The organism is Texcoconibacillus texcoconensis, assembly GCF_014202575.1.
Lineage (GTDB): Bacteria > Bacillota > Bacilli > Bacillales > Salisediminibacteriaceae > Texcoconibacillus > Texcoconibacillus texcoconensis.
In genome coordinates, this window is sequence record NZ_JACHHB010000021.1 from 1 (window position 1) to 20,540 (window position 20,540).

Genomic DNA, 20,540 nt, shown 5'->3' on the forward strand with positions numbered 1-20,540 from the left:
TACTCGTTTGGTCATGATAGAGTCTCCTAAGTTTTTATTTGAACTAAGTATATATGACCTTAAGCAACCTGTCCAACCTAGTGTAACCTATCCAAAGTTAGTGTGTATGGGCATAAAGATTTATCCCCATCTGTTTGTCCTGGGCAATATTTTAAAATGGATGATATTCAACAAGCGATTAGAGGAGGTCATAACATGATCCTACGACATGGTGATCGTGGCAAGAATGTCGAACAGTTGCAAGAAGATTTGCTGACATTAGGTGAGAACCTACCTAACTATGGCGCTGATGGACATTTCGGGGATGAAACAGAAGCAGCTGTACGTTCTTTTCAATCTCGTCACAATTTGCACGTTGATGGGGTCGTAGGTCCAGAAACCTTCGGACAAATTGAACGGTTGCTGGCCGCTGACGAAGAGCTTTACCGTGTTCAAGTTGGCGCGTTTTCAACAAGAGAAAATGCAGAAACAATCGAAGAGCAATTAAAAAACGATGGTTATGACACGTATATTGTAAAAGGGTAAGTTTTGAGAACAAAAAAGAAGTAAGAGTGATAACAACCTCACTCTTACTTCTTTTTGTATACTTGGAGGACTCCCCCACTATTGGTTTTCAATGTATTCGACGTATCTCCGAAATAAGGTCTCGAGGGCGATGTAGAATGGGATGAAAGAGACGATTTCGGTGTTGTCTTTTGCGGTGGTTGGTGTCGTCGTAGCGTAGATGTTATAGGGCGACATTTGTGCGAGTTTGTTGTTTTTCAGATTGGTAATTGATATGAAATCGATCCCGCGTGCGATGAGTTTTTTTACTTGTGGGACAAGTGTTGGTGTGTCGCCTGATAAAGATAGGATGATTAGGACGTCTGTTTCTTTGATGCCTGGATATATGTTTTCGAATTCGGTTTGGTCGTGAATGACGGTGATGAATGTGTGTGTTACTGCGAACATCCGTTGTGCTTCTATTGCGCACATGAGTTGTGCGGTTCCGGTTCCGTATATAAAAATGCGATTGGCTGCGTATAGTAGATCACTGATTTCTTCAAAGTCAATGTTTGATAAGTTTTTCACCGTTGTGGTGATGTCGTTTTCCAGGAGAACTGTATGGTTGTTGCTCGGTTGATCGGGTTGGTCTTCCCATTTTAGGAATACGCGAAATTCACTATAGCCGCTGAATCCTAGTTTTTTTGTCATGCGGTGGATCGATGAGCGTGAGACGTGACTCGTTTCGGCGAGTTCGTTTATTCCCATGTGGTAGCAGGTTTGTTTGTGATTTAAGATGTATTTCAGTACATGCATATCGTTCTCATTAAGTTGTTCGTAGTGTTCGTTTATTAGTTCTTCTAAACGCATGTTTTTCACCTCGGGTCTCGTTTGCTCGCTCCATCATTATACCACGTACTTTCATGTCATGTATTTCTCTTATTTTATTTGAAAAATTCGCTTGGGAAAATTCCCACGGTTTGAAACGATATCCATTATCCTCGGGCTGTTCCCTCAAAGCTTCCAAGTCATTGAACCTCGGTCGCCACCTCCTTAAAATAAAATTATATTATGAAAGCGCAAACATTCAGAGATTGGTGGTGGGGAAATAAATGAATACAATAAGGCGATTTGGTAGTGCGATGATTGTTCCAGTTTTACTGTTTCCGTTTGCCGGGATTATCGTCGGCATTGCTACACTACTTAAAAACGAAGCGATTATGGGGGGACTGGCTGATCCAGACGGTCTCTGGTATCAAATTTGGACGTTGATTGAAGATGGCGGGTGGACCATTTTTACTCATATGGAACTTGTCTTCTTAATAGGACTTCCGATTTCTCTTGCTAAGAAAGCTTCTGGGCGAGCGACATTGTCTGCTTTGATGGCGTACTTAATGTTTAATACGTTTATCAATAGTATTTTAACGCAATGGGGTCACGTTTTTGGCGTTGACATCACTCAAGAGGTCGGTGGAACGAGTGGACTGACTGAGATTGCCGGGATAAAAACATTGGATACCAACATTCTTGGTGCAATTGTTATTTCTGGGATTGTCGTTTGGCTTCACAACCGCTATTACGACAAAAAGTTACCTGAATCTATTGCGATCTTCCAAGGTGGACCTTTCGTTGTCATCATTTCATTCTTTTTAATGATTCCATTGGCGTTTTTTACAAGTTGGATTTGGCCGATGGTACAAAGCGGAATCGCATCTTTACAAGATTTTATGATTGCATCTAGTTACATTGGTGTTTGGTTGTTCCATTTCTTAGAGCGTATCTTGATTCCTACTGGTTTACACCACTTTATTTATACGCCGTTTGAATATGGACCTGCTGTTATCGATGGTGGGATTAAGGCGTATTGGATTTCTCACTTGTCTGAGTACGCACAAGCAACAGAATCTTTGCGGGAGCTATTCCCTGGTGGTGGTTTCCTTTTACAAGGAAATATCAAGATGTTCGGGGCAATCGGTATTGCACTAGCGATTTTCAAAACAGCTAAACCTGAAAAGAAGAAAAAGGTTGGTTCATTGCTTCTCGCTGCAACGTTAACGGCTGTTTTTGCAGGTATTACTGAACCTCTTGAATTTACATTTCTATTTATTGCACCTTACTTGTTTGCTCTTCACGCTGTTCTTGGTGCGACGATGGTCACGATCATGCACGCCTTTGGACTTGTCGGAAATTTAGGTGGTGGTTTGATCGAAATTGCAGCGACGAACTGGATTCCACTTTTTAGTAATCACTGGGATGTCTATATTGCTCAGTTTGTGATCGGAACCATGTTCATATTCATCTATTATTATCTGTTCAAGTTCTTAATCTTGAAGTTTGATATACCGATGCCTGGTCGTGAAAAAGACGACAACGGAGAAACAAAACTTTATTCGAAAAAAGATTATAAAGAAAGCAAAAAAGAAGTTGGCGCTACGACAGACGCTAAGGCTTATGACAGCGAGTATGACCAAAAAGCATCTGTTTACCTTGAAGGATTGGGTGGCGCAGATAACATTGTTGATGTCACAAACTGCGCTACACGACTGCGTGTTACGGTTAGTGATTCAAGTAAAGTGAAAGAAGATACGTATTTTAAAGAGCATGGCGGCGCCCACGGATTAGCGAAAAGTAATGAAAGTATACAAGTCATTGTTGGTCTTTCTGTTCCGCAAGTCCGTGATTCCATAGAAAAGTTTATTAAAGAAGAGAAAACACAGTAATTCAACCTAAGGAGGAGTTCAATATGAAAAAGTTCTCAATTACAATCGCAGGTGGAGGAAGTACTTTTACGCCAGGAATCATTTTAATGTTACTCGACAATTTAGATAAGTTTCCAATTCATGAAATTAAGCTCTATGACAATGATCCCGAGCGCCAAGCAACAGTTGCGGGCGCATGCGAGATTCTATTAAAAGAGCAAGCGCCGGACATTCGGTTTGTTGAAACAACAGATCCTGAGGAAGCGTTTAGTAATATTGATTTCGTGATGGCTCATATTCGTGAAGGTAAATATGCGATGCGTGAACAAGACGAAAAAATTCCGCTTAAGTACGGCGTGGTTGGTCAGGAAACTTGCGGACCAGGTGGCATTGCTTACGGGATGCGTTCCATCGGTGGGGTTCTTGAACTCGTCGACTACATGGAAAAATATTCGCCAGACGCTTGGTTCTTAAACTATTCAAACCCTGCTGCAATCGTCGCAGAGGCAACGCGTCTCTTGCGTCCAAACTCGAACATCTTAAATATTTGTGATATGCCTATCGGGATTGAAGAATTGATGGCCTCTAGCATCGGCCTTTCTTCTCGAAAGGAAATGGACGTGAAGTATTACGGGCTCAACCATTTTGGTTGGTGGACTGACATTCGCGATAAAGAAGGAAATGACTTACTTCCGCAAATTCGTGAGCACGTTTCTAAGCACGGTTATGTCACTGTTGAAAAATCGAAACAACATTCTGAGGCTAGTTGGAACAGTACGTTTGCGAAGGCGAAAGATGTGCAAGCGCTAGACCCGGAGACGGTGCCGAACACGTATTTGAAATACTATTTCTACCCTGATTATGAAGTGGCTCATTCTAACCCTGAATTCACACGGGCGAATGAAGTGATGGAAGGCCGCGAGAAGTTCGTTTTCGAGGAGTGCCAAAAAATCATCGACAATCAAACTTCCAAAGGTACAGAATTACACATTGACGAGCACGCTTCCTACATTGTCGATTTGGCTCGCGCGATCGCGTATAACACGAAAGAACGCATGCTATTAATCGTTGAAAACAACGGAGCGATTAGCAATTTTGACCCAACAGCAATGGTCGAGGTGCCTTGCCTCGTTGGTAGCCAAGGGCCTGAGCCGCTTGTCATGGGTGAAATCCCTCGCTTCCAAAAAGGCTTAATGGAACAACAAGTCGCTGTCGAGAAACTCGTCGTCGAAGCTTGGGTCGAGAAGTCTTATCAGAAATTATGGCAAGCATTGACGTTATCAAAAATCGTGCCTAGCGCACAAGTTGCCAAAGACATCCTCGATGAGTTGATCGAAGCGAACAAAGGTTATTGGCCAGAACTATCCAAGGAAGGTGCAGGCACGCTAGCTACAGATGAAGTCGTGAAGAGTTAATGGTTTATGTTGATTTTAGGGAAGGCGCCCAACTCTCTTATGCAGAGTTGGGCGCTTTTTTGTGGTGAAGTGGGAGTGTGGTGAAGTGGGACTGTCCCTCTTTCGTGCTTTAGTGTGATGATTGGGGTCGATGATTGGGGTCAGTCCCGCTTTGGTGCTTTAGTGTAATGATTGGGGTCAGTCCCGCTTTGGTGCTTTTCCGTCAGGTGGAGCGGTTTTTCCGTCAGGTGAACTGTTTTTTCCGTCAGGTGAGTCCATTTTTCCGTCAGGTGAACCAACTTTCCCTTCAGGTGAACCGGTTTCTCGATCAGGTGAACTGTTTTTTCCTTCAGGTGAATCAGTTTTTCGATCAGGTGAACCAGTTTTAGTGCCGTGGGTCAGTTACTCTTTTGTGCTTTAGTGAGATGATTGGGGACAGTCCCGCTTCATCACTTTACCACAATGCCGCAATGAAGTGGGACTGTCCCTCTTTAAGTAATAAAATTGCATAATTTTATTGAATCTCAAATTATTGTAGGTTATTATACCAATTGTAATGGTTATAATGAACTAAAAATTACAAAAACTATGAACGCATTTATTTTAATGCGTTTGATGAAGCTTCATGAAACAAAATTAGCTCATGTAAAACTAAACAACAGTCTCTTTGGCAATGGTAAATCGACCATAATATCACTTCATTATATGGAAGAAGGTGATTCGAAGTAGGTTTTTCAATAGCATATATTACATTCATAAAGAAAAAATGAACATGCCCATTTATTCATTTTTCGTTCTCAGGCTAAGGGTCTCCGTAATTTTCAAATTATAAAAGAATATGCAGACTGATGAATTCATTCATATTGCTTTCACCTAGTACTCCAAGGAAAAACGCTACTAGATATGCCCCCTAGATCCACACAACATACACAATAAAAATCATCACCACCTCCATTACAATGTTTTCTTTCGAATAAATTAAGAACAAAATAATTAAGAACACGAGATAGGAAGGGGTTAACATGAGAAACATAATAAACAAATTAAAATTTGGAACGAAGTTAAATTTGTTAGCGGTCACGATTTTACTAAGTTTTGCAATTGTTCTTGGATTTGTTGCCCAAAAACAAGTCACCGAGGGACTTGAAGAAGCAACTTTAGACAAAACCGTGTCTGATTTAAGTTTTGCTTATCATTATATCGATGAACGTTACCACGGAGAATGGCATACAGAAGATGGAGCATTGTACAAAGGCGAAACGAAGATTAATAAAAACGATCACTTTGTAGATGAGATCGGTGAAATGTCTGAGGGAACCGTAAGTATTTTCCTAGATGATATTCGAGTTAGCACCACTATCATTGAGGATGGGGATCGTTTAACTGGCACCCAAGCGCCTGATAATGTTATTGAATCTGTTTTACATGAAAATGAAACCTTTATCGGGGAAACAGATGTACTAGGTCAAAATTATTTAGGGGCATATCGCCCACTAGAAAACGAAAATGGAGACACGATTGGAATCCTTACTCTTGCCACGTCACAAGAGATTGTGAATGAAACAATTACCCAAACAATGCAAGGACTTCTTATTGTACTCATTATCGTCATCGTTGTTGCGGTCGTTTCTGTGATTTTATTTTCAAGAAAGACGGCAGTGCGTTTAGAAAATATTTCAGAAGCGATGGAGAAAGCGGGGGAAGGCGATTTCACGGAAACTGTTCAAGATGACAACCAAGATGAAATTGGTCAATTAGTAAATAGCTACAATAATATGAAAAATAATTTGAAAGGCCTCATTCAAAAAGTTGCTGATACTTCTCAACAGGTCGCTGCTTCTTCAGAACAATTGAATGCTAGTTCAGAAGAAACAACAAGAGCAACGGATGAAATTTCCCGATCAATTCAGGAAGTTTCGGGCGGAGCAGAAAAAGCTGTTGAAAGTACTGAATATTCAAAAGGAATGGTTTCAGAAATTTCTACAGGTATAGAGCAAATTGCGAATAATGTACAAGAAGTGAGTGAATCGTCTCTCCAATCTTATGAGAAAGCATCACAGGGTGAAAAAGTAATTGATAAAACCGTTAATCAAATGAATATGATTCATGAAAAGACTGACTCTACATCACAACTTGTTGATCAACTTGGTAAAAAATCCGAGAAAATTGGTGATATTGTTTCTTTGATCACGGGGATTTCAGAACAGACAAATCTATTAGCACTAAATGCTGCAATTGAAGCTGCGAGAGCAGGAGAGCACGGAAAAGGGTTTGCCGTTGTTGCAGATGAAGTACGGAAATTAGCTGAACAATCTGCAGAATCATCACAACAAATTAGCGAGATGATTGAAGAGATTCAAAGTGATATAGATAATGCAGTCCATTCAATGGGAGAAGGACGTAGCGCTGTAAAAGAAGGGATTTCATTTGTTTATCAAGCAGGTGACTCCTTTAAGGACATCACAACTGTCATTAGCAATGTTACTTCTCAAGTGCAAGAAGTATCAGCAGCAGCCCAACAGATAAATGTTAGTAGTCAATCAATGGTAACGTCGATTGACGATACAACAAAAGTTGCTCAAAGTTCTGCGGAACATACACAAAATGTAGCTGCCTCTACTGAAGAACAAAACGCATCCATGCAAGAAATTACAGCTGCTTCCCATTCTCTAGCTAGAATGGCACAAGATCTACAAGAATCTGTAAAGACATTTAAACTTTAATATGGGGGAAGCGCTTTTGTTAAAGTTGCCCTTTTCCCTAGCAGGGCTGTTTCATCTTTTACAACATTAGACCCTTCTAAGTGAAGTCGCTTAAGTGACTTTTTATTAGATGTTGTTAAGCTGTCCGAAATTGGAATAACAAAAGGTTGATTCTCACTATGTAATGACTCGAACAACCTGGTACTGGCATAACCTCGGTCAGCTGTAATAATAGATGAGGTATGCTCGTCAAATCAGAGTTTTGGTGCAACCATAATTTCGTGCTCGTTTCCTTTTGTCCCAATTTTGATTCAGCATCACGAAAACCTACCCACTTTTCGGAAGCAGACACTAGCCAAAAGTTGATGAAGTCCACAAGTGTAAACTTGTACGCTGTATCATGGTAACCATACTTTTGAGCGATTTTCTGGATCTCTTCTTCTGAAATAAAATATTCTAAAAGATCCGTTACTGTGCTAATGTTTTTCATATAAAGCCACTCTCCGTGTGTTGTTTTGTTAGGGATAACAAACACATTTTACACGTGAGTGGCTTTTTTGTATTTATATAATGCTTACATTTTATGGTTAATAAACAGCCGCGGGTCTGCCCCTCTTTCGTGCTTTAGTGAGATGATTGGGGTCAGTCCCGCTTCATCACTTTACCACAATGCGGTATTGAAGTGGGACTGTCCCTCTTTAGTAAGGAACAGTCCCTTTTTTAAGGTTAGTTTTTTTTTTACTCGATATCCTCTTCAATCAGGTCTTCTTCGATATCTTCTTCGATATCTTCTTCTGCGTCAGCTGGGAATTCGATGGTATCGAATACTTCGCCTGTTTCTTCATCTTCAATATTGATTGTTACTTGAAAGTCCTCTTCGTCAACGCCGCTAAAGAGCTGATAGTACATGCCACTCATCCCTAAGGCGAGGACCGCGAAACCGTCAAAACTATTTTCGAAAGCTTCTTGGTCAACGATCATCGTAAATTCGGAATAGTCTTCGTTTGCTGTAATATCAACGATTGATACCATTTGTTCATCATTTTTAATTGTCTCCATCGTTTCATTGGAGGCTTCCTCTAACTCGGCCATCAGTTCTTGGTGCATCTCAGGCGTCATCACGTACGTCATTGATCCGTCTTCGTTCTCAATCACATCTTCTACACCTTCGTCGAGTGCTTCATCAATGAGCTCATCTGGGTCTAACTCTTCTTCTTCAAAAAAGGAAGCCGGAATCGTGATCTCAACATTTTCTTCCGCTTCATCAGCGCCACCACACGCTGATAAAAGCACGGCTACAGCTAATAATAACGATAGTACTTTCTTCATCAAAATCCTCCTTAATGTATACTTGTTGGTTGATCATTCCTTTTATTTACGTTTTGTTTTTGGAGGAGGAATTATTCAAAAAGGGGTATAAGGGAAAGAGAAAAATTTTGAGTTTTTTAGTGTGCAATATACTCTTCCTCGGCTTGTGGATCCATATCGAATGCTTCTTGATAAACAAAAATTAACTCTTCATATCCACCTTCAGAAACATACTTGTTGTTCAGTGACAATTGTTCTTCTACCTGTTTAGAAGGCCTTGTTCACCGCATGCTATCAATAAAAATAATAGACTGGTAATGTTTCTGTTTTTGGACCTATACTTTTCGACATGACCTCCCACCTTTTTTTAAATAAACCCAACACGAAGCAGATACGATTGAAAAGCCTAAGTTCCATATAAATGAACTTAGGCTTTTTTGAACATGATTTTTAATTGGTTTGAGCTAATGGTACAAAAGAGTAGTAAACTTATACTCCAAAAAGGTAGGGACCATGACATTTGACCGTCCCAACTTTTTTATAATCTCTACTATAATATGATTCGTTTTACAACCTTGGTTTTGACAAGAGTTGAAAATTTGAAAACCCATTTCAAATGTTTTCCGCCATAGCTGAGCACTCCTTCTACAGCTGGATAACGACTATCTAATCACCTTTATAGGGGAATTGATTTTTTACAGCTGTTTCATTCACGCTAATTGATATAAGTGGAAATAACAATGGATAGATCACCTTTCTATGTCTTCGGTCACCTCAAATCACTTTGCCAGATGACACATACCTTAATCATTCATGTACTCAACCGAATCCGACGTGTTCCAATCATCGATCGTCTTAGGCAATTGATCTTGATAGTGTTCATCATTGCTATAATATTTTATTCCCCCTTCACCATCAACAACTGCCCAATAATGACCATCATCATCAAACATGATGATCGCTCGCATTGCAACAATACCAGGCACGAAATCAGAGACAACTGTAGCATCCCAACCATCTAGGTTTTCTTCAGAATATGGGTATTGAAAGCGATTTGCAAAATCCTCATAGCCTTCGCCTACCAGCTCGTAAAACCCGCGGTCCTGCTCTTCTGTATCGAAAATCCCTCGCTCATATAAGTATCCTTGACCCGTATCAACCTCTAGTTCCTCCTCATGATACTCTCCGTCAAAAGGTGGCGCCTGCATTCCACCGAAGACAGAACACTTAAATCTATCAGGCGACGTAATTTCAACTTTAGAATCGTACAAAGTAAAGTCTAATTCACAGCCTGATTCTCCATCGTAAAAACTTGCCTCGCGCCCATCCACGATCACTTCTCCGTCAAGATTACCAGCGTGACCACCTGATGCCACGTTGATTTCAAACGAAAACTGATCATCGGTTTCATTCGATATCGTCAACACCCCTGAACGCCCGTCGACTTGGAAATGCCTATGCCACTCACCTGCCCATTGGTAACTAACATCAGGTAAATCCTCACGGAACTGCGGATCCTCTGCCCTTGCCATAAAAACAGAAAACTCCGCTCTTGTTACTGGGTTATCAGGTCGGAACGTTCCATCATTGTACCCAGCAGTGATTTCATTATCCACTAACGCAACAACATCATCCTGCGCCCAGTGAGAATCAAGGTCAAGGAAATCGGTACTCGTGCTAAACGATGCAAAATCATATGCATTCACTAAAATTGCCGCCATTTCACCTCTAGTTAACGGTTGATCAGGCCTAAATTCTGACCCGCTTACAAAATCAGTAAATAACCCCTCTTCCATCACCACAGCGATCGCTTCATAGCCATCGAGTAAAGTAGACACATCTGAAAACTCAACATTTTCACGCTCTTCGGTATCCAAATCCAAAGCACGAACGACCATTAACGCCGCTTGCTCCCTCGTAATTTGATCATCAGGTCGAAACGTTCCATCCGGATAGCCATAAATCACTTCTTTCCCATTCAAAAACTCAACCTCATCAACATAATAGTCATCATCACTAACATCATGAAACAGGCTCGCTGCCACTTGTGTCACCCCGACACTCAACAAAACCACAAACAACAAAGCACCTATGAAACTCTTCACCTTCACGTTTCAATCCATCCTTTCGTTCGAATTTTTAGAACATCCAAGTGTTCGTTTCCTATAACTGATCCTCCATTTTATTGACACCTAAATAAGGTGAACCACCTATTCAGGTTCAATATCAAAACCGTCGATTGCAACATTAAACGAGTGCTCTTCAAGGAACCGTTTAATATCTTTTTGGTATGACTCACCACCATCAACGATCTGATCATCATCTATCAACCATGGCTTAAAGCTCATACTCGCTTCGCCGTTGGCTAATTCAATATTTAACACCCCAGTTTCCGCGGTCGGCCCTTCGACATAATCGGGAAAAAGAAAGTTTCCAATTGAATAAGCGACAGGTTGATCATCAAAAAATTCAAATCCTTGCAACACGTGTGGGTGCGCACCAACAACTGCATCTGCCCCTGCTTCTGTCATCATTTCCGCATAATTCCGTGTGGCGGTTTCTGGCATGTGCTCACCTTCATTTCCCCAGTGCATGTAAACGAGCACATAGTCACTTTCTTCGTCCACTTCTCTTATCAAATCAACGACTCGGTCTTCTTGATAGCCGCTTGCAATACCTGGCTTATCTTCACCGGCATACCAGTTCATGCTCGGTAATACTTGCGAAAAAGCAAAAATATTGATAATTTTTCCGTTGATCTCCATTGTGTGAGGCGCATAGGCATCTTCTTTATTTCGGCCTGCTCCAGCATAATCGAGCGAGACGCCTTCTAGGGCGTGGATCGTGTCCATTAATCCTTCTTCGCCATAATCCATCGTGTGATTGTTTGCGAGCGATACGAAATCAAAGCCTGCATTGGCGATGCCTTCTAAATTTTCAATATTTGTTTTGAAGTTATAGATTTTCTCGTAAGGGACTTCGTGATCAGTCACTGCTGTTTCCAAGTTTGCAATTGCATAGTCCGCTTCTGAAATCGTTTCATGCACGTGCGCAAATGGGTAGTCTGCACCATGTTGCTGCACCGTATCTTCGAGTGACCATTCGAACATGATGTCACCAGCGAAGACGATATTTATTGGTTCGCCCTGGTTATGAGCTGCGGGTAATGCTGGGGCTTCCTCCTGTGAAATGTCTATGTTCTCCCTTTCACTGGTCGTTATCGGCTCATGTTCTGTGGTTGTTACTTGGCTATGTGAGCTTTCGCAACCTGAAAATAAAAAAAGTAATGATATCGCAACACCGAATCCTTTAATCATTCGATTCCCCCTCTAATAATTTTGTTAAAATTTTACACAAGCGCACATAAAAAGAGCCCCTCACTCGTAAGGAGCTGGTGCTTCCACTATGTATCTAATTTACTAAAAAAGTGTATGACTCTCGCTGCATGTTTTATTCATTCGATATTTATAAAGTCCTAGAAACGATAAGCTTGTGGAGGTGAACGCACTTACTTTAATGCGATGAAGGGTAGGTGCTACCAAAGTAGCACCTACCCTTTACTTCAGTAAAGGAAACACTAAGCTTCATAAATGTCGACAGATAAGTCCGCGTCCGTAACTGAAACATCACTTTGAGCAGCGTTTTCTGATAACGTGAATGCTACAGCGGAAGTTTTGAGGTCATTTGTTGCTACAGAAACGGAAACAGGTTCTTCTAATTCGATGTCTTCGAACACAAGGCCTTCATGTTCAAAAGTCACCGTTTCCTCTCCTTCTTCCAGCTCCTCATCAAGTTCCACTTCGACGGCTTCTTCATCAGTAAATGTTACTTCGATCGTTTCTGTATCGAGCGCGGATACTTCATCAACCACTGGCAATTCTACATTCGGGTTAAACTTTGCAAACTGCCCATCTGGGTTGTCGACTAAATAGTAGTGGCGGTCGTAGTTTCCGTTTGACTCATTGTACTGGAGAGGTTCTCCCGGTACTGGTGATTCAGCATCTTCCCCGAATGAGATCCACTCAACACCTACTAACTGAAGTTCGCCATCAACATAGCCGTAAACGAGCGCGTTCGGTGATTCGTAAATGTCGATATCTTCATTGATATAATGGTAGCCCATTTCCGGGACATAGCCGCCAGTCTTTTTAAACCCTGCTTCTTCTGCTGCTTCGATCCCTTCTTTAAACGGCTCTGCGAAGTCCTCAATATCCTCTATTAACGCTTCAAGTTCATCAGATTGATCATCTTTTTCAACGGATTCAAATGTTCGTTGTAAAAGTGATGCAAAATCTTCACGGGTGATTTCATTTTTCGGATTGAAATATGTACTTTCATCCGGTCGAGCGATCTCTTGACTCGCCAAAACACGAACATCGTCCAAATGACTTTCGTGAACCGATCTTTCATCTTCAAAAATGACTTGATTTTCTTCTACAAAGGCAAGGTCAAATGCGCGAACTAGTACGGATGCGATTTGTTCACGGGTAGCTAATTCATTTGGTTGAAACCCTTCACCGGTCCCTTTGAAAATTTCAAGATCAGCAACCGCTGCAATATCTGAAGCATAAGGATGATCGGCATCGACATCATCGAAGTTAGCAAGCAATTCTTCCTCATTGTATGCTGTAAGTATCGGTTCAACATGACCGCAATGTGCTCACGGGAGATTGTTTCATCCGGTTTGAAAGTCCCGTTAGCGTACCCTTCGATGATCCCGCGCTCAACCATCGCCTCAATGGCTGCACGTTCCGCGTGGTCCTCACTAACGTCAGTAAATGAACTTTCTTGCTCCTGCGTTCCTTCCGCTTGAACCGCCCCCGCTGTTGCGACGACCGCTACCGCAGATGCTGTTGCTGCTAAAAACTTACGATAAGACTTTGGCTGATACATGAAAACCCTCCATTTTATTTTTTGTGTTCCACTATAAAGTCCTATGAATTTGGAATAAACCAGGACTAAACACACAAACCACTGTTATTATAATGTAAAACTAGGAAAAAATGGGTGAATAATATTGTCGAATCATGAGTGTTAAGAAGTTTTTAGTTATTTGGAGGCAGGAGAGAAATCATGATATGGGGGATTGTGAATTTGAGACATTCGAAGAAATGAAAATGATAACTTAGATGAAGTGATTGAGTAGCTGAGTACAAATTCGGCAAACTAGATACGCCCCAGTGCCCCTTTGTGATTTTATCACTTTAAAGTAATGACGAGGGACTGTCCCCCTTTACCTAACAAAAAAGAAGCACGAGGTCTGCCCTCGTACTTCCATTTAAGTTTTAATTAAGATGAACTCGAGCTTGATGCAGATGCAGCAGCTGCTGCACCAATACTAGCAATAATAGCTGTTTGCATGGCTTGAATTGTCTCTGAAACCGCCTTACCATGTGGATTGTTTTTCATAATGTCAGATATTTTCTTTTTAGCGATTTTATATTCTTCCTTAGTAAATATTTGTTTATCTATGTTACATGCATTTAATAATCCAATCAGGCAAAACGTACGTTCATCCATTTCAAACTCCTCGGATAAAACAGCAGTTTTCACTTTCTCTCTTATTGCATTCTCTTTTCCTGTATTAGCAGATGGGTAGACGTCTTTCGTAAAAAAGAATAAATATCTTGATTCTTCTTGTTTTAAAATTCCTTTTTCAATAAGGTCATTTACATAAGAATGCTGCTTTTTATTCCAACTTATATGGGTGCCAAGCTTTTTCACCCAATGTTTTAGACTATGGTTCTTACCTTTATTCTTTTCTCGTAAAAACTGTTATTGTTAACTAGTTATGGTATATTATAGGTGACTAGGTACTATAAAGGGGAGTTATTGCAATGGAAACTCACTTCTTAAAGCCTAAAATAAAAGAAAAATTCATTCATATCATTTTAATTTTCTTGGCTGTACTATTAACAATGGTTATTCATGAATTTGGCCATTATATTACGGGTAATGCTTTAGGAAATAGCATGGCTATGGATCTAAATGGAACTCGGCCAATTCACGGGAACTTTGTCGAAAAATGGCACCTACCTATTGTTGCCATTTCAGGTACTATATTCACTTTACTACAAGCTTTTATATTTTTGCTTTTGTTAGTTATTTTTCAAACTCAAAGTTTATACCCTTTTTTAATTTATCCACTTATATATAGATTAGTACCATATATCGTTTCTCTACTTAACCCTGAAAGACTCGGGAGGCAGGATAAAGCTCAATTTGCACAATATTTTGGTTTCAATCCCTGGTTATTAATTGTTCCTGTCTTGATATTGTTATTTATTTTTGTATATAAGGGTACTAAAAAAGTAGATATTAATTGGCGGCAAATCAGTTTTACGACTATAATGTCAATTATCTTCACAATTATTATTTTGTTTATTAATCAAGTTATTTTTTAATGAATAATTTACTGAGTTCCTGGTTTGGTAAATCTGATTTATGCACGTGCAAAATGTCGCGCTCTGAATGAAGCATGACGCGGTTGGATTCCGGACAAGCATATCAGGATTTATTACATTTTCATTACAGGTTCGGCTAACTGGAACCGTCCCAGTGATTCCCTAACAAAAAAACACCTGCCAATATGGCAGGTGCTAAAATATAATACGAAGATCAGATGTTATCTTCATTTTCTTCTAATTGTTGAATCTCTTCGTTGGATAACTCCGTTAGGTCTGCAATTTGAGCATGATCGAATCCTTGAGCGAGCATCTTTTTGGCTATTTCAATGTTTCTTTGCTTTTCGCCTTCTTCTCTGCCTTCTTCTCTGCCTTCTTCTCTGCCTTCTTCTCTTCCCTCTTTTAGTGCTTTTTCACGGGCTTCTTGTTCGCGCAGTTCGGCTTCTCGTTTGTAGGCTTCTCTATCTAGGACTTCTTTGACACGGGAATCATAAGCGAGAACTTCTTCGGTTGAGGCGCTTAGTATATCCCAGCCTTGGAAAGCGCTTTTGAGTGAGTCATCTTTCATGGCGATCTCCTCCAATTCTTTATAGATGTCCTCATAGACATGACCTTTTCGGGAATCGACAATGCCTAAAAGCAACAGCCATCGCGCTAATACATCGTTCCACGGGTCGAGCTTATTCTGTTTCCAAGCTTGAATCAGTTTTGGCATTTCTAAAAAATGAAATTCCATGATATCCGTCAGTTGAAACTGTTCCTCATCTTCATACAAATGGTATGTTGTATGAAAATCTTCGGTCTGCTCAAACAAATTGAAGTTCATGATGTTAATCGCAATGACAGGGCGGAGTTCTCGGTAGCTCATCTTTTTCTTCATCGGTGCTCGGTAAACCGTTGACCAGTAGTAAATGGAACGTTTAATCATGTCGTATTGATTGGTGAATTGAATTTCGATATTTACCCATTCATTATCATTGGTCACTGCCAAAATATCTAACCGTGAACGTTTATCTTCTTCATATTCTCCGCCGAATTCGGTGTTCTGAAACGAGATGTCATGAATTTGTTCTCGGCCGCTCCGTTTCAAAACGGCGTTGAGAAAGACGACTGTGATGTCCTTATTCTTCTCGGTTCCAAAAAGTTGTTTGAACGCATAATCGATCTTCAAATCCATAAGGCGGGACAACGGGACACGTCTGAGCAGCTTCGTTTCCATACGATCACCATCGTTTCTTTTATTATATCATGCGAAGGTTGACAAAAGGGATACATCAGAATGCAAAGAAGGTCTTCGTGTGGTGTGAAATCGTTTGTTATTCATGAGGGTTAAGGTGAATAGTCATGTGAGCAAAGCCCATGATGAGCGAATGAATTTGCGGAAATCCTCTTCCTATAACAAGAACGTTTGTTTGTATGTATTATATAATAAATCTTTACCCATTCAAAGGAAAAATGGATACTTTCACCAATTCTTCACATTCCCCCCAATAAAAAAACGCATGTGATGTTCTAATTGAATATCAATGCGTTTTCTTTGTGGTTTGATTGTTTGCACCTTTGAAGTAAATCCGTTGGGGCTGTCCCTGTGCTTTCGTATTTACACTTTTTTCACGAATTCTGATTTTAATTTCATTGATCCGAAACCATCGATCTTACAATCAATATCATGATCTCCATCAACTAAACGGATATTTTTTACTTTTGTCCCCACTTTTACAGCTGAAGAACTTCCTTTTATTTTCAGGTCTTTGATCACTGTTACTGTATCGCCATCATTTAAAACAACACCGTTTGCATCTTTAACGACCTTTTCGTCTTCTCCATCATCTGTTTGCGATTCTAGGTTCCATTCATGACCACATTCTGGACAAACAAAAAAGCTTCCATCTTCATACGTGTATTCTGAATTGCATTTCGGGCAGTTCGGTAAATCATTCATCGTTACAGTCCCCCATCTTTTTCCTATTCATTTGTGTACGTGCTTATCTCTTTATACCATAGAAGCTTAAACATTAACACAAATCCCTGATACTCGCCAGCTCTATGTGGCGGGGACAAGCCTGTAATGAGACATTAATGTACTAAAGAATAGTATGGTTTTTCGATCAGGTGAAGCAGTTTTTCCTTCAGGTGAGTCAGATTTTGCTACTAAAGCACGAGGGACGGCCGATATAGTGGTATTCGATGCTTTCGTTTGAGTCCCCGTTTCCCCGAAAAAACTGTAACCTGCAATCCCCTCTTTATAAACTTACTGTTCTGCACTTTCGCTCATAGTTTTCGTTTTTTGTGTCGAGTTTCTCCCTATATAGGCGGCTGTGAGGACACCCATTGCATTGATGCCGATGTCTAGGAAAGGGGCATCTCGGGTGAAGAATTCTTGGGTGACATCGCTACATGAGACGAGCAATAGTAACAGCACGAGTATTGATGTGCGTGAACCATGCCACTTGAAAAGAGGGTAGTTAACTAAAGAAGTCACCGAGCTTGGATAGGACAATGCCAGGTTCACTTCTCGATAAGTGTGACGGACCAATCTTTATATCTGACGAAGTCATTCAAGCTCTTTCTTTAATAACTCGATCTCTTCATAGCTCAATCCAGTAACTTCGGTAATGAAGTTTTCATCGGCTTCTTTTTTCAACATGCTTTTTGCGATATTGATTCTTTCTTCTATCTTACCTTCACCTTTCCCTAATTTCTTTCCTTCTTCTTTTCCTATTTCCATCCCTTTTTCCATCCCTCTTCGCTCATAAGAAACCATCAGTTCCATCACTTTTTCTCCTTCCTGGTTACTCATTTTTTTCACCTCATTTAGCAGTTTTTCCTCTTCTTCGGGTGTGAGTTGCAGGTAAGTTTCGAAGAACCCTGAAATTAGCGTTTGACGAGCAGCATCGATGTTCATCCGGACGAGCATCCGTAAAAATTCCTTTTTCACTTCGATTTTCTCACTTTCATTATACCCCATTTTAGAAAGTAAAGCCGCTGCGACGGGATTTTCTGAGCGGATGAAATCGCGCCAGTTTTTCTTTTTTAGTTGTACGGTTAGGAAATTAAATTGTAGGACATTAGTAAAAGGAAATGTTATTTCGAAGGTGGCAGGTTCTTCCCTTATTTTATCGTAGCTAAAGATGGCAATTGGCAGGATCTTGCGGCGGTAGGTTTCGTATAAGCGGCTGAAGTAGATAAACATGCGTTCGGAAAACGCTTCTTGGACGTAGCTTTGCGGTTCGACGTGGATGATGATGAGGCCGTCTTCCCCTTTGAGCTTGGTCTCGGCGAGCAAATCGACGCGGTATTTTTCGCCGGCTGTGACGTCGGTGTACAGCTCTTCAGGGAGAAATCGAATTTCTTGGAAGTCAATCGCTTCGTAGGCTTCGGGAAAGAAAAGAAGCATGAATTCTTCGAAATATGTCATTAAGAGTTCCTTGAATAAACGGTCGTGGTCCACTGGCATGGTCGACCCCTCCTTTTAAAAGGAACGTATGTTTGCGTTAAGTTCATTATATAACAAACCACTTTCCTTTTACAATTGAGAGAGGCGCGTTTTTGGATATTTCATAAATTGGACACAAAATTCTATAGAGAAACCGTAAAATACAACACTTCTTAGCGATCTCGAAATGTCGAGTAACCAAAATGAAACACGGGTCCGCCTCCCGTGCTTCTATTCAACTAATATACTCTCTAAAAATTCATCAGAAACTTTATATTCTTTTGGTCTTTGGCTAACTAAATGCACATAGTACTTTTCTTCTAATTTATTCATGATTTGATTTACTTTATATCTTGATTTGTTTGATATCTCCATCAGCTCAGTAACAGGAAATTTGGCTTCATCATCAACAAATACACTTAAATAAGTCATTATTCGTAACAATTCATCTTCTTCTACTCGTTCAAGCTGATTCTCACGATTGAAAAATTCATCAATTCGTTCTATTTTGGACAAGTTTAATTCTAAATCATCAATAATTCCTTCTTGGCCTGCTGAAAGCAGTTCTAGCATATCTATCAAATAAAAAGTCATTTCCCCTTTATTTAAAGGCGAAGGAATTTCTTCAAGAGCTTTATAATACTTTGATTTATTTTTATTAACGGCATAAGAAAAAGTAATCGCAGAATACCTGTCTAAATATCTAGATAAATAACTACACACAAATAATCGACCTGTTCTTCCATTTCCATCATAAAATGGGTGTATATATTCATAATAATAATGTGCAATCATATAGCGGTATAATTCTGAATGTTGACCATCATCAAGAAAATTGATCAATGCATTTAGTGATTCGATAATTTTCACTTCTGAATTTACACCGATATGAGTTGTATGAGTTCCGTCATTAACCTCAACGTACCCTTTTCTAAATAACTCACCATCTGGTTCATCTTCTCGATCGATTTCATCTGAGACTAAGCCATCATAAAGCTTTCTGAAATCAGCTATTTCTGTAAAAGGTTTAATTTGATTAATAAACAAGTACGTTTTCATTAAGCCTTTAAAACGTTTGTTTTTTTTCTCTGATTTAACGACATCATCTAAAACTTCTTTTAGTTCCTTTTTCGTACTGCGTATACCTTCTATCTCATTATTACTTTGCGCTTCATTAATTAGCAATTTTCGGAAATATGGCTCGATCACAAAATGAGGGAGCGTACTTATTAGAGAAGATATTCTCGAACTATTTAATAGTACTTTGTTATTTAGCGACATTAACTCGTGAATATTCACATAAAATAACTGATAGTACTCATTTGTTTTTTTCCCTTTTCGAAAACCTCTTATAGTAAGAGGGGTTATATAGCTGCCATAACTATTTTTTCTTTTATCTAGTTCATTTTTATAATATTCATCACCTTTTTTATAAAAAAGCTTGGTTAATTTTTCATACTCCACATCCGTCACCTGCCTTATTATAAATTATCGGCATTTTTTAAAATTATAATACTGATCGAAGTTCATTTCAATCAAAAAAACCCTTTTTTTCGACGAATGGGGACGGATCTCCTTTGCCAAATTTGTAATCATATTGTAATCCTTTCTCCTTGATGATGCGCTTACAATTGGCAAACGAATAGTACAACCAAAATCAGACACTCGAACATTGATATATTCTCTATAATTTGTCACCCCTTGACAGAAGACTCCTTCTTCCGAGAAGGGCTACATTATTATCACTTTTGTACTCAGTAAAATGGAGCTCACTCATAGAATGATTATTCTTTTGAACTACTCGTGATCGAAATCACGAGATTCCTAAGTACAGAAATCTAACGATTTCTAATTGATTAGGCGATCCCCGCAGTCCCTGCGGTTAATCGTAATGCTTCTTTACGAAGGTTGATACTTGCGTTAATATCCCTTTGGTGGTGGCAATTACATGCGGGGCAAGTCCACTCACGCAAAGCAAGATTTTTAACGTCTTTGTGTTTATGATCACAGTTCGAACAAAGCTGACTTGAAGCGAAGTTTTTGGCTACGGGAACGACTTGTTTTCCATACCATTTCGCTTTGTACTCAAGCATGTTTCTGAATTGTGACCATGA

At 39.9% G+C, this 20,540-nt stretch carries 18 protein-coding genes and 1 pseudogene; 6 read left to right on the plus strand and 13 right to left on the minus strand.

What is annotated here, in order from left to right:
• The first annotated feature begins 195 nt into the window (after window positions 1-195).
• Window positions 196-525, plus strand: coding sequence for a peptidoglycan-binding protein (locus tag HNQ41_RS15965; protein WP_184665442.1), 330 nt, complete (start codon window positions 196-198; stop codon window positions 523-525).
• A gap of 78 nt (window positions 526-603) precedes the next feature.
• Here HNQ41_RS15965 and HNQ41_RS15970 read toward each other — a convergent pair whose 3' ends face one another.
• Window positions 604-1,353 carry a MurR/RpiR family transcriptional regulator gene (locus HNQ41_RS15970; RefSeq protein WP_184665443.1) on the minus strand — a complete coding sequence of 250 codons (750 nt, stop codon included), beginning with the start codon at window positions 1,351-1,353 and terminating at the stop codon, window positions 604-606.
• A gap of 242 nt (window positions 1,354-1,595) precedes the next feature.
• Here HNQ41_RS15970 and HNQ41_RS15975 point away from each other — a divergent pair, with 242 nt between their 5' ends.
• The 4 genes from HNQ41_RS15975 (at window position 1,596) to HNQ41_RS15990 (ending at window position 7,299) form a co-directional block, all read left to right on the plus strand.
• Window positions 1,596-3,203 carry an alpha-glucoside-specific PTS transporter subunit IIBC gene (locus HNQ41_RS15975; protein WP_184665444.1) on the plus strand — a complete coding sequence of 536 codons (1,608 nt, stop codon included), beginning with the start codon at window positions 1,596-1,598 and terminating at the stop codon, window positions 3,201-3,203.
• A 23-nt stretch (window positions 3,204-3,226) separates the two neighbouring features.
• A complete protein-coding gene (locus HNQ41_RS15980; RefSeq protein WP_184665445.1) occupies window positions 3,227-4,597 on the plus strand; it encodes a 6-phospho-alpha-glucosidase in 1,371 nt (456 codons plus the stop codon).
• Window positions 4,598-4,764: 167 nt separating this feature from the next.
• On the plus strand, window positions 4,765-4,965 hold the full coding sequence (locus HNQ41_RS15985) for a hypothetical protein (protein ID WP_184665446.1): 201 nt from the start codon (window positions 4,765-4,767) through the stop codon (window positions 4,963-4,965).
• A 633-nt stretch (window positions 4,966-5,598) separates the two neighbouring features.
• A complete protein-coding gene (locus HNQ41_RS15990) occupies window positions 5,599-7,299 on the plus strand; it encodes a methyl-accepting chemotaxis protein (RefSeq protein WP_184665447.1) in 1,701 nt (566 codons plus the stop codon).
• Window positions 7,300-7,414: 115 nt separating this feature from the next.
• Here the strand turns inward: HNQ41_RS15990 and HNQ41_RS16000 are convergent, their stop codons facing one another.
• From HNQ41_RS16000 to HNQ41_RS16030, 7 genes and pseudogenes are all read right to left on the minus strand, one after another.
• Window positions 7,415-7,768 (minus strand): hypothetical protein, encoded by a 354-nt coding sequence (locus HNQ41_RS16000; protein ID WP_184665448.1) that lies wholly within the window; start codon window positions 7,766-7,768, stop codon window positions 7,415-7,417.
• Window positions 7,769-8,016: 248 nt separating this feature from the next.
• Window positions 8,017-8,607 carry a hypothetical protein gene (locus tag HNQ41_RS16005; RefSeq protein WP_184665449.1) on the minus strand — a complete coding sequence of 197 codons (591 nt, stop codon included), beginning with the start codon at window positions 8,605-8,607 and terminating at the stop codon, window positions 8,017-8,019.
• Window positions 8,608-9,389: 782 nt separating this feature from the next.
• Window positions 9,390-10,697 (minus strand): S-layer homology domain-containing protein, encoded by a 1,308-nt coding sequence (locus tag HNQ41_RS16010; protein ID WP_184665450.1) that lies wholly within the window; start codon window positions 10,695-10,697, stop codon window positions 9,390-9,392.
• 99 nt (window positions 10,698-10,796) lie between these two features.
• Window positions 10,797-11,903: a CapA family protein gene (locus HNQ41_RS16015; protein WP_184665451.1), complete on the minus strand. Its 1,107-nt coding sequence runs from the start codon at window positions 11,901-11,903 to the stop codon at window positions 10,797-10,799.
• A 260-nt stretch (window positions 11,904-12,163) separates the two neighbouring features.
• Window positions 12,164-13,195: an S-layer homology domain-containing protein gene (locus HNQ41_RS16020; protein ID WP_184665452.1), complete on the minus strand. Its 1,032-nt coding sequence runs from the start codon at window positions 13,193-13,195 to the stop codon at window positions 12,164-12,166.
• Complete coding sequence (locus HNQ41_RS16025; protein WP_184665453.1) at window positions 13,078-13,479, minus strand: S-layer homology domain-containing protein; 402 nt, start codon at window positions 13,477-13,479, stop codon at window positions 13,078-13,080. The genes HNQ41_RS16020 and HNQ41_RS16025 overlap by 118 nt, the downstream gene beginning before the upstream one ends.
• Window positions 13,480-13,875: 396 nt before the next feature.
• Window positions 13,876-14,334: pseudogene (locus tag HNQ41_RS16030) on the minus strand (GOLPH3/VPS74 family protein); the annotation flags it as partial.
• A gap of 89 nt (window positions 14,335-14,423) precedes the next feature.
• Here HNQ41_RS16030 and HNQ41_RS16035 point away from each other — a divergent pair.
• Window positions 14,424-14,990 carry a hypothetical protein gene (locus HNQ41_RS16035; protein ID WP_184665455.1) on the plus strand — a complete coding sequence of 189 codons (567 nt, stop codon included), beginning with the start codon at window positions 14,424-14,426 and terminating at the stop codon, window positions 14,988-14,990.
• A gap of 214 nt (window positions 14,991-15,204) precedes the next feature.
• Here the strand turns inward: HNQ41_RS16035 and HNQ41_RS16040 are convergent, their stop codons facing one another.
• The 5 genes from HNQ41_RS16040 to HNQ41_RS16060 all read right to left on the minus strand — a co-directional run.
• A complete protein-coding gene (locus HNQ41_RS16040; RefSeq protein WP_246421759.1) occupies window positions 15,205-16,209 on the minus strand; it encodes an Rpn family recombination-promoting nuclease/putative transposase in 1,005 nt (334 codons plus the stop codon).
• A gap of 381 nt (window positions 16,210-16,590) precedes the next feature.
• On the minus strand, window positions 16,591-16,932 hold the full coding sequence (locus tag HNQ41_RS16045; protein ID WP_184665456.1) for a zinc ribbon domain-containing protein YjdM: 342 nt from the start codon (window positions 16,930-16,932) through the stop codon (window positions 16,591-16,593).
• Between the two features lie 612 nt (window positions 16,933-17,544).
• Window positions 17,545-18,447 (minus strand): Rpn family recombination-promoting nuclease/putative transposase, encoded by a 903-nt coding sequence (locus tag HNQ41_RS16050; RefSeq protein ID WP_184665457.1) that lies wholly within the window; start codon window positions 18,445-18,447, stop codon window positions 17,545-17,547.
• Between the two features lie 210 nt (window positions 18,448-18,657).
• Window positions 18,658-19,890, minus strand: a complete 1,233-nt coding sequence (locus tag HNQ41_RS16055; RefSeq protein ID WP_184665458.1) for a Fic family protein — start codon at window positions 19,888-19,890, stop codon at window positions 18,658-18,660.
• Window positions 19,891-20,282: 392 nt separating this feature from the next.
• Window positions 20,283-20,540, minus strand: a 258-nt coding sequence (locus tag HNQ41_RS16060; protein WP_184665459.1) for a zinc ribbon domain-containing protein, incomplete at its 5' end; no start/stop codon positions are given.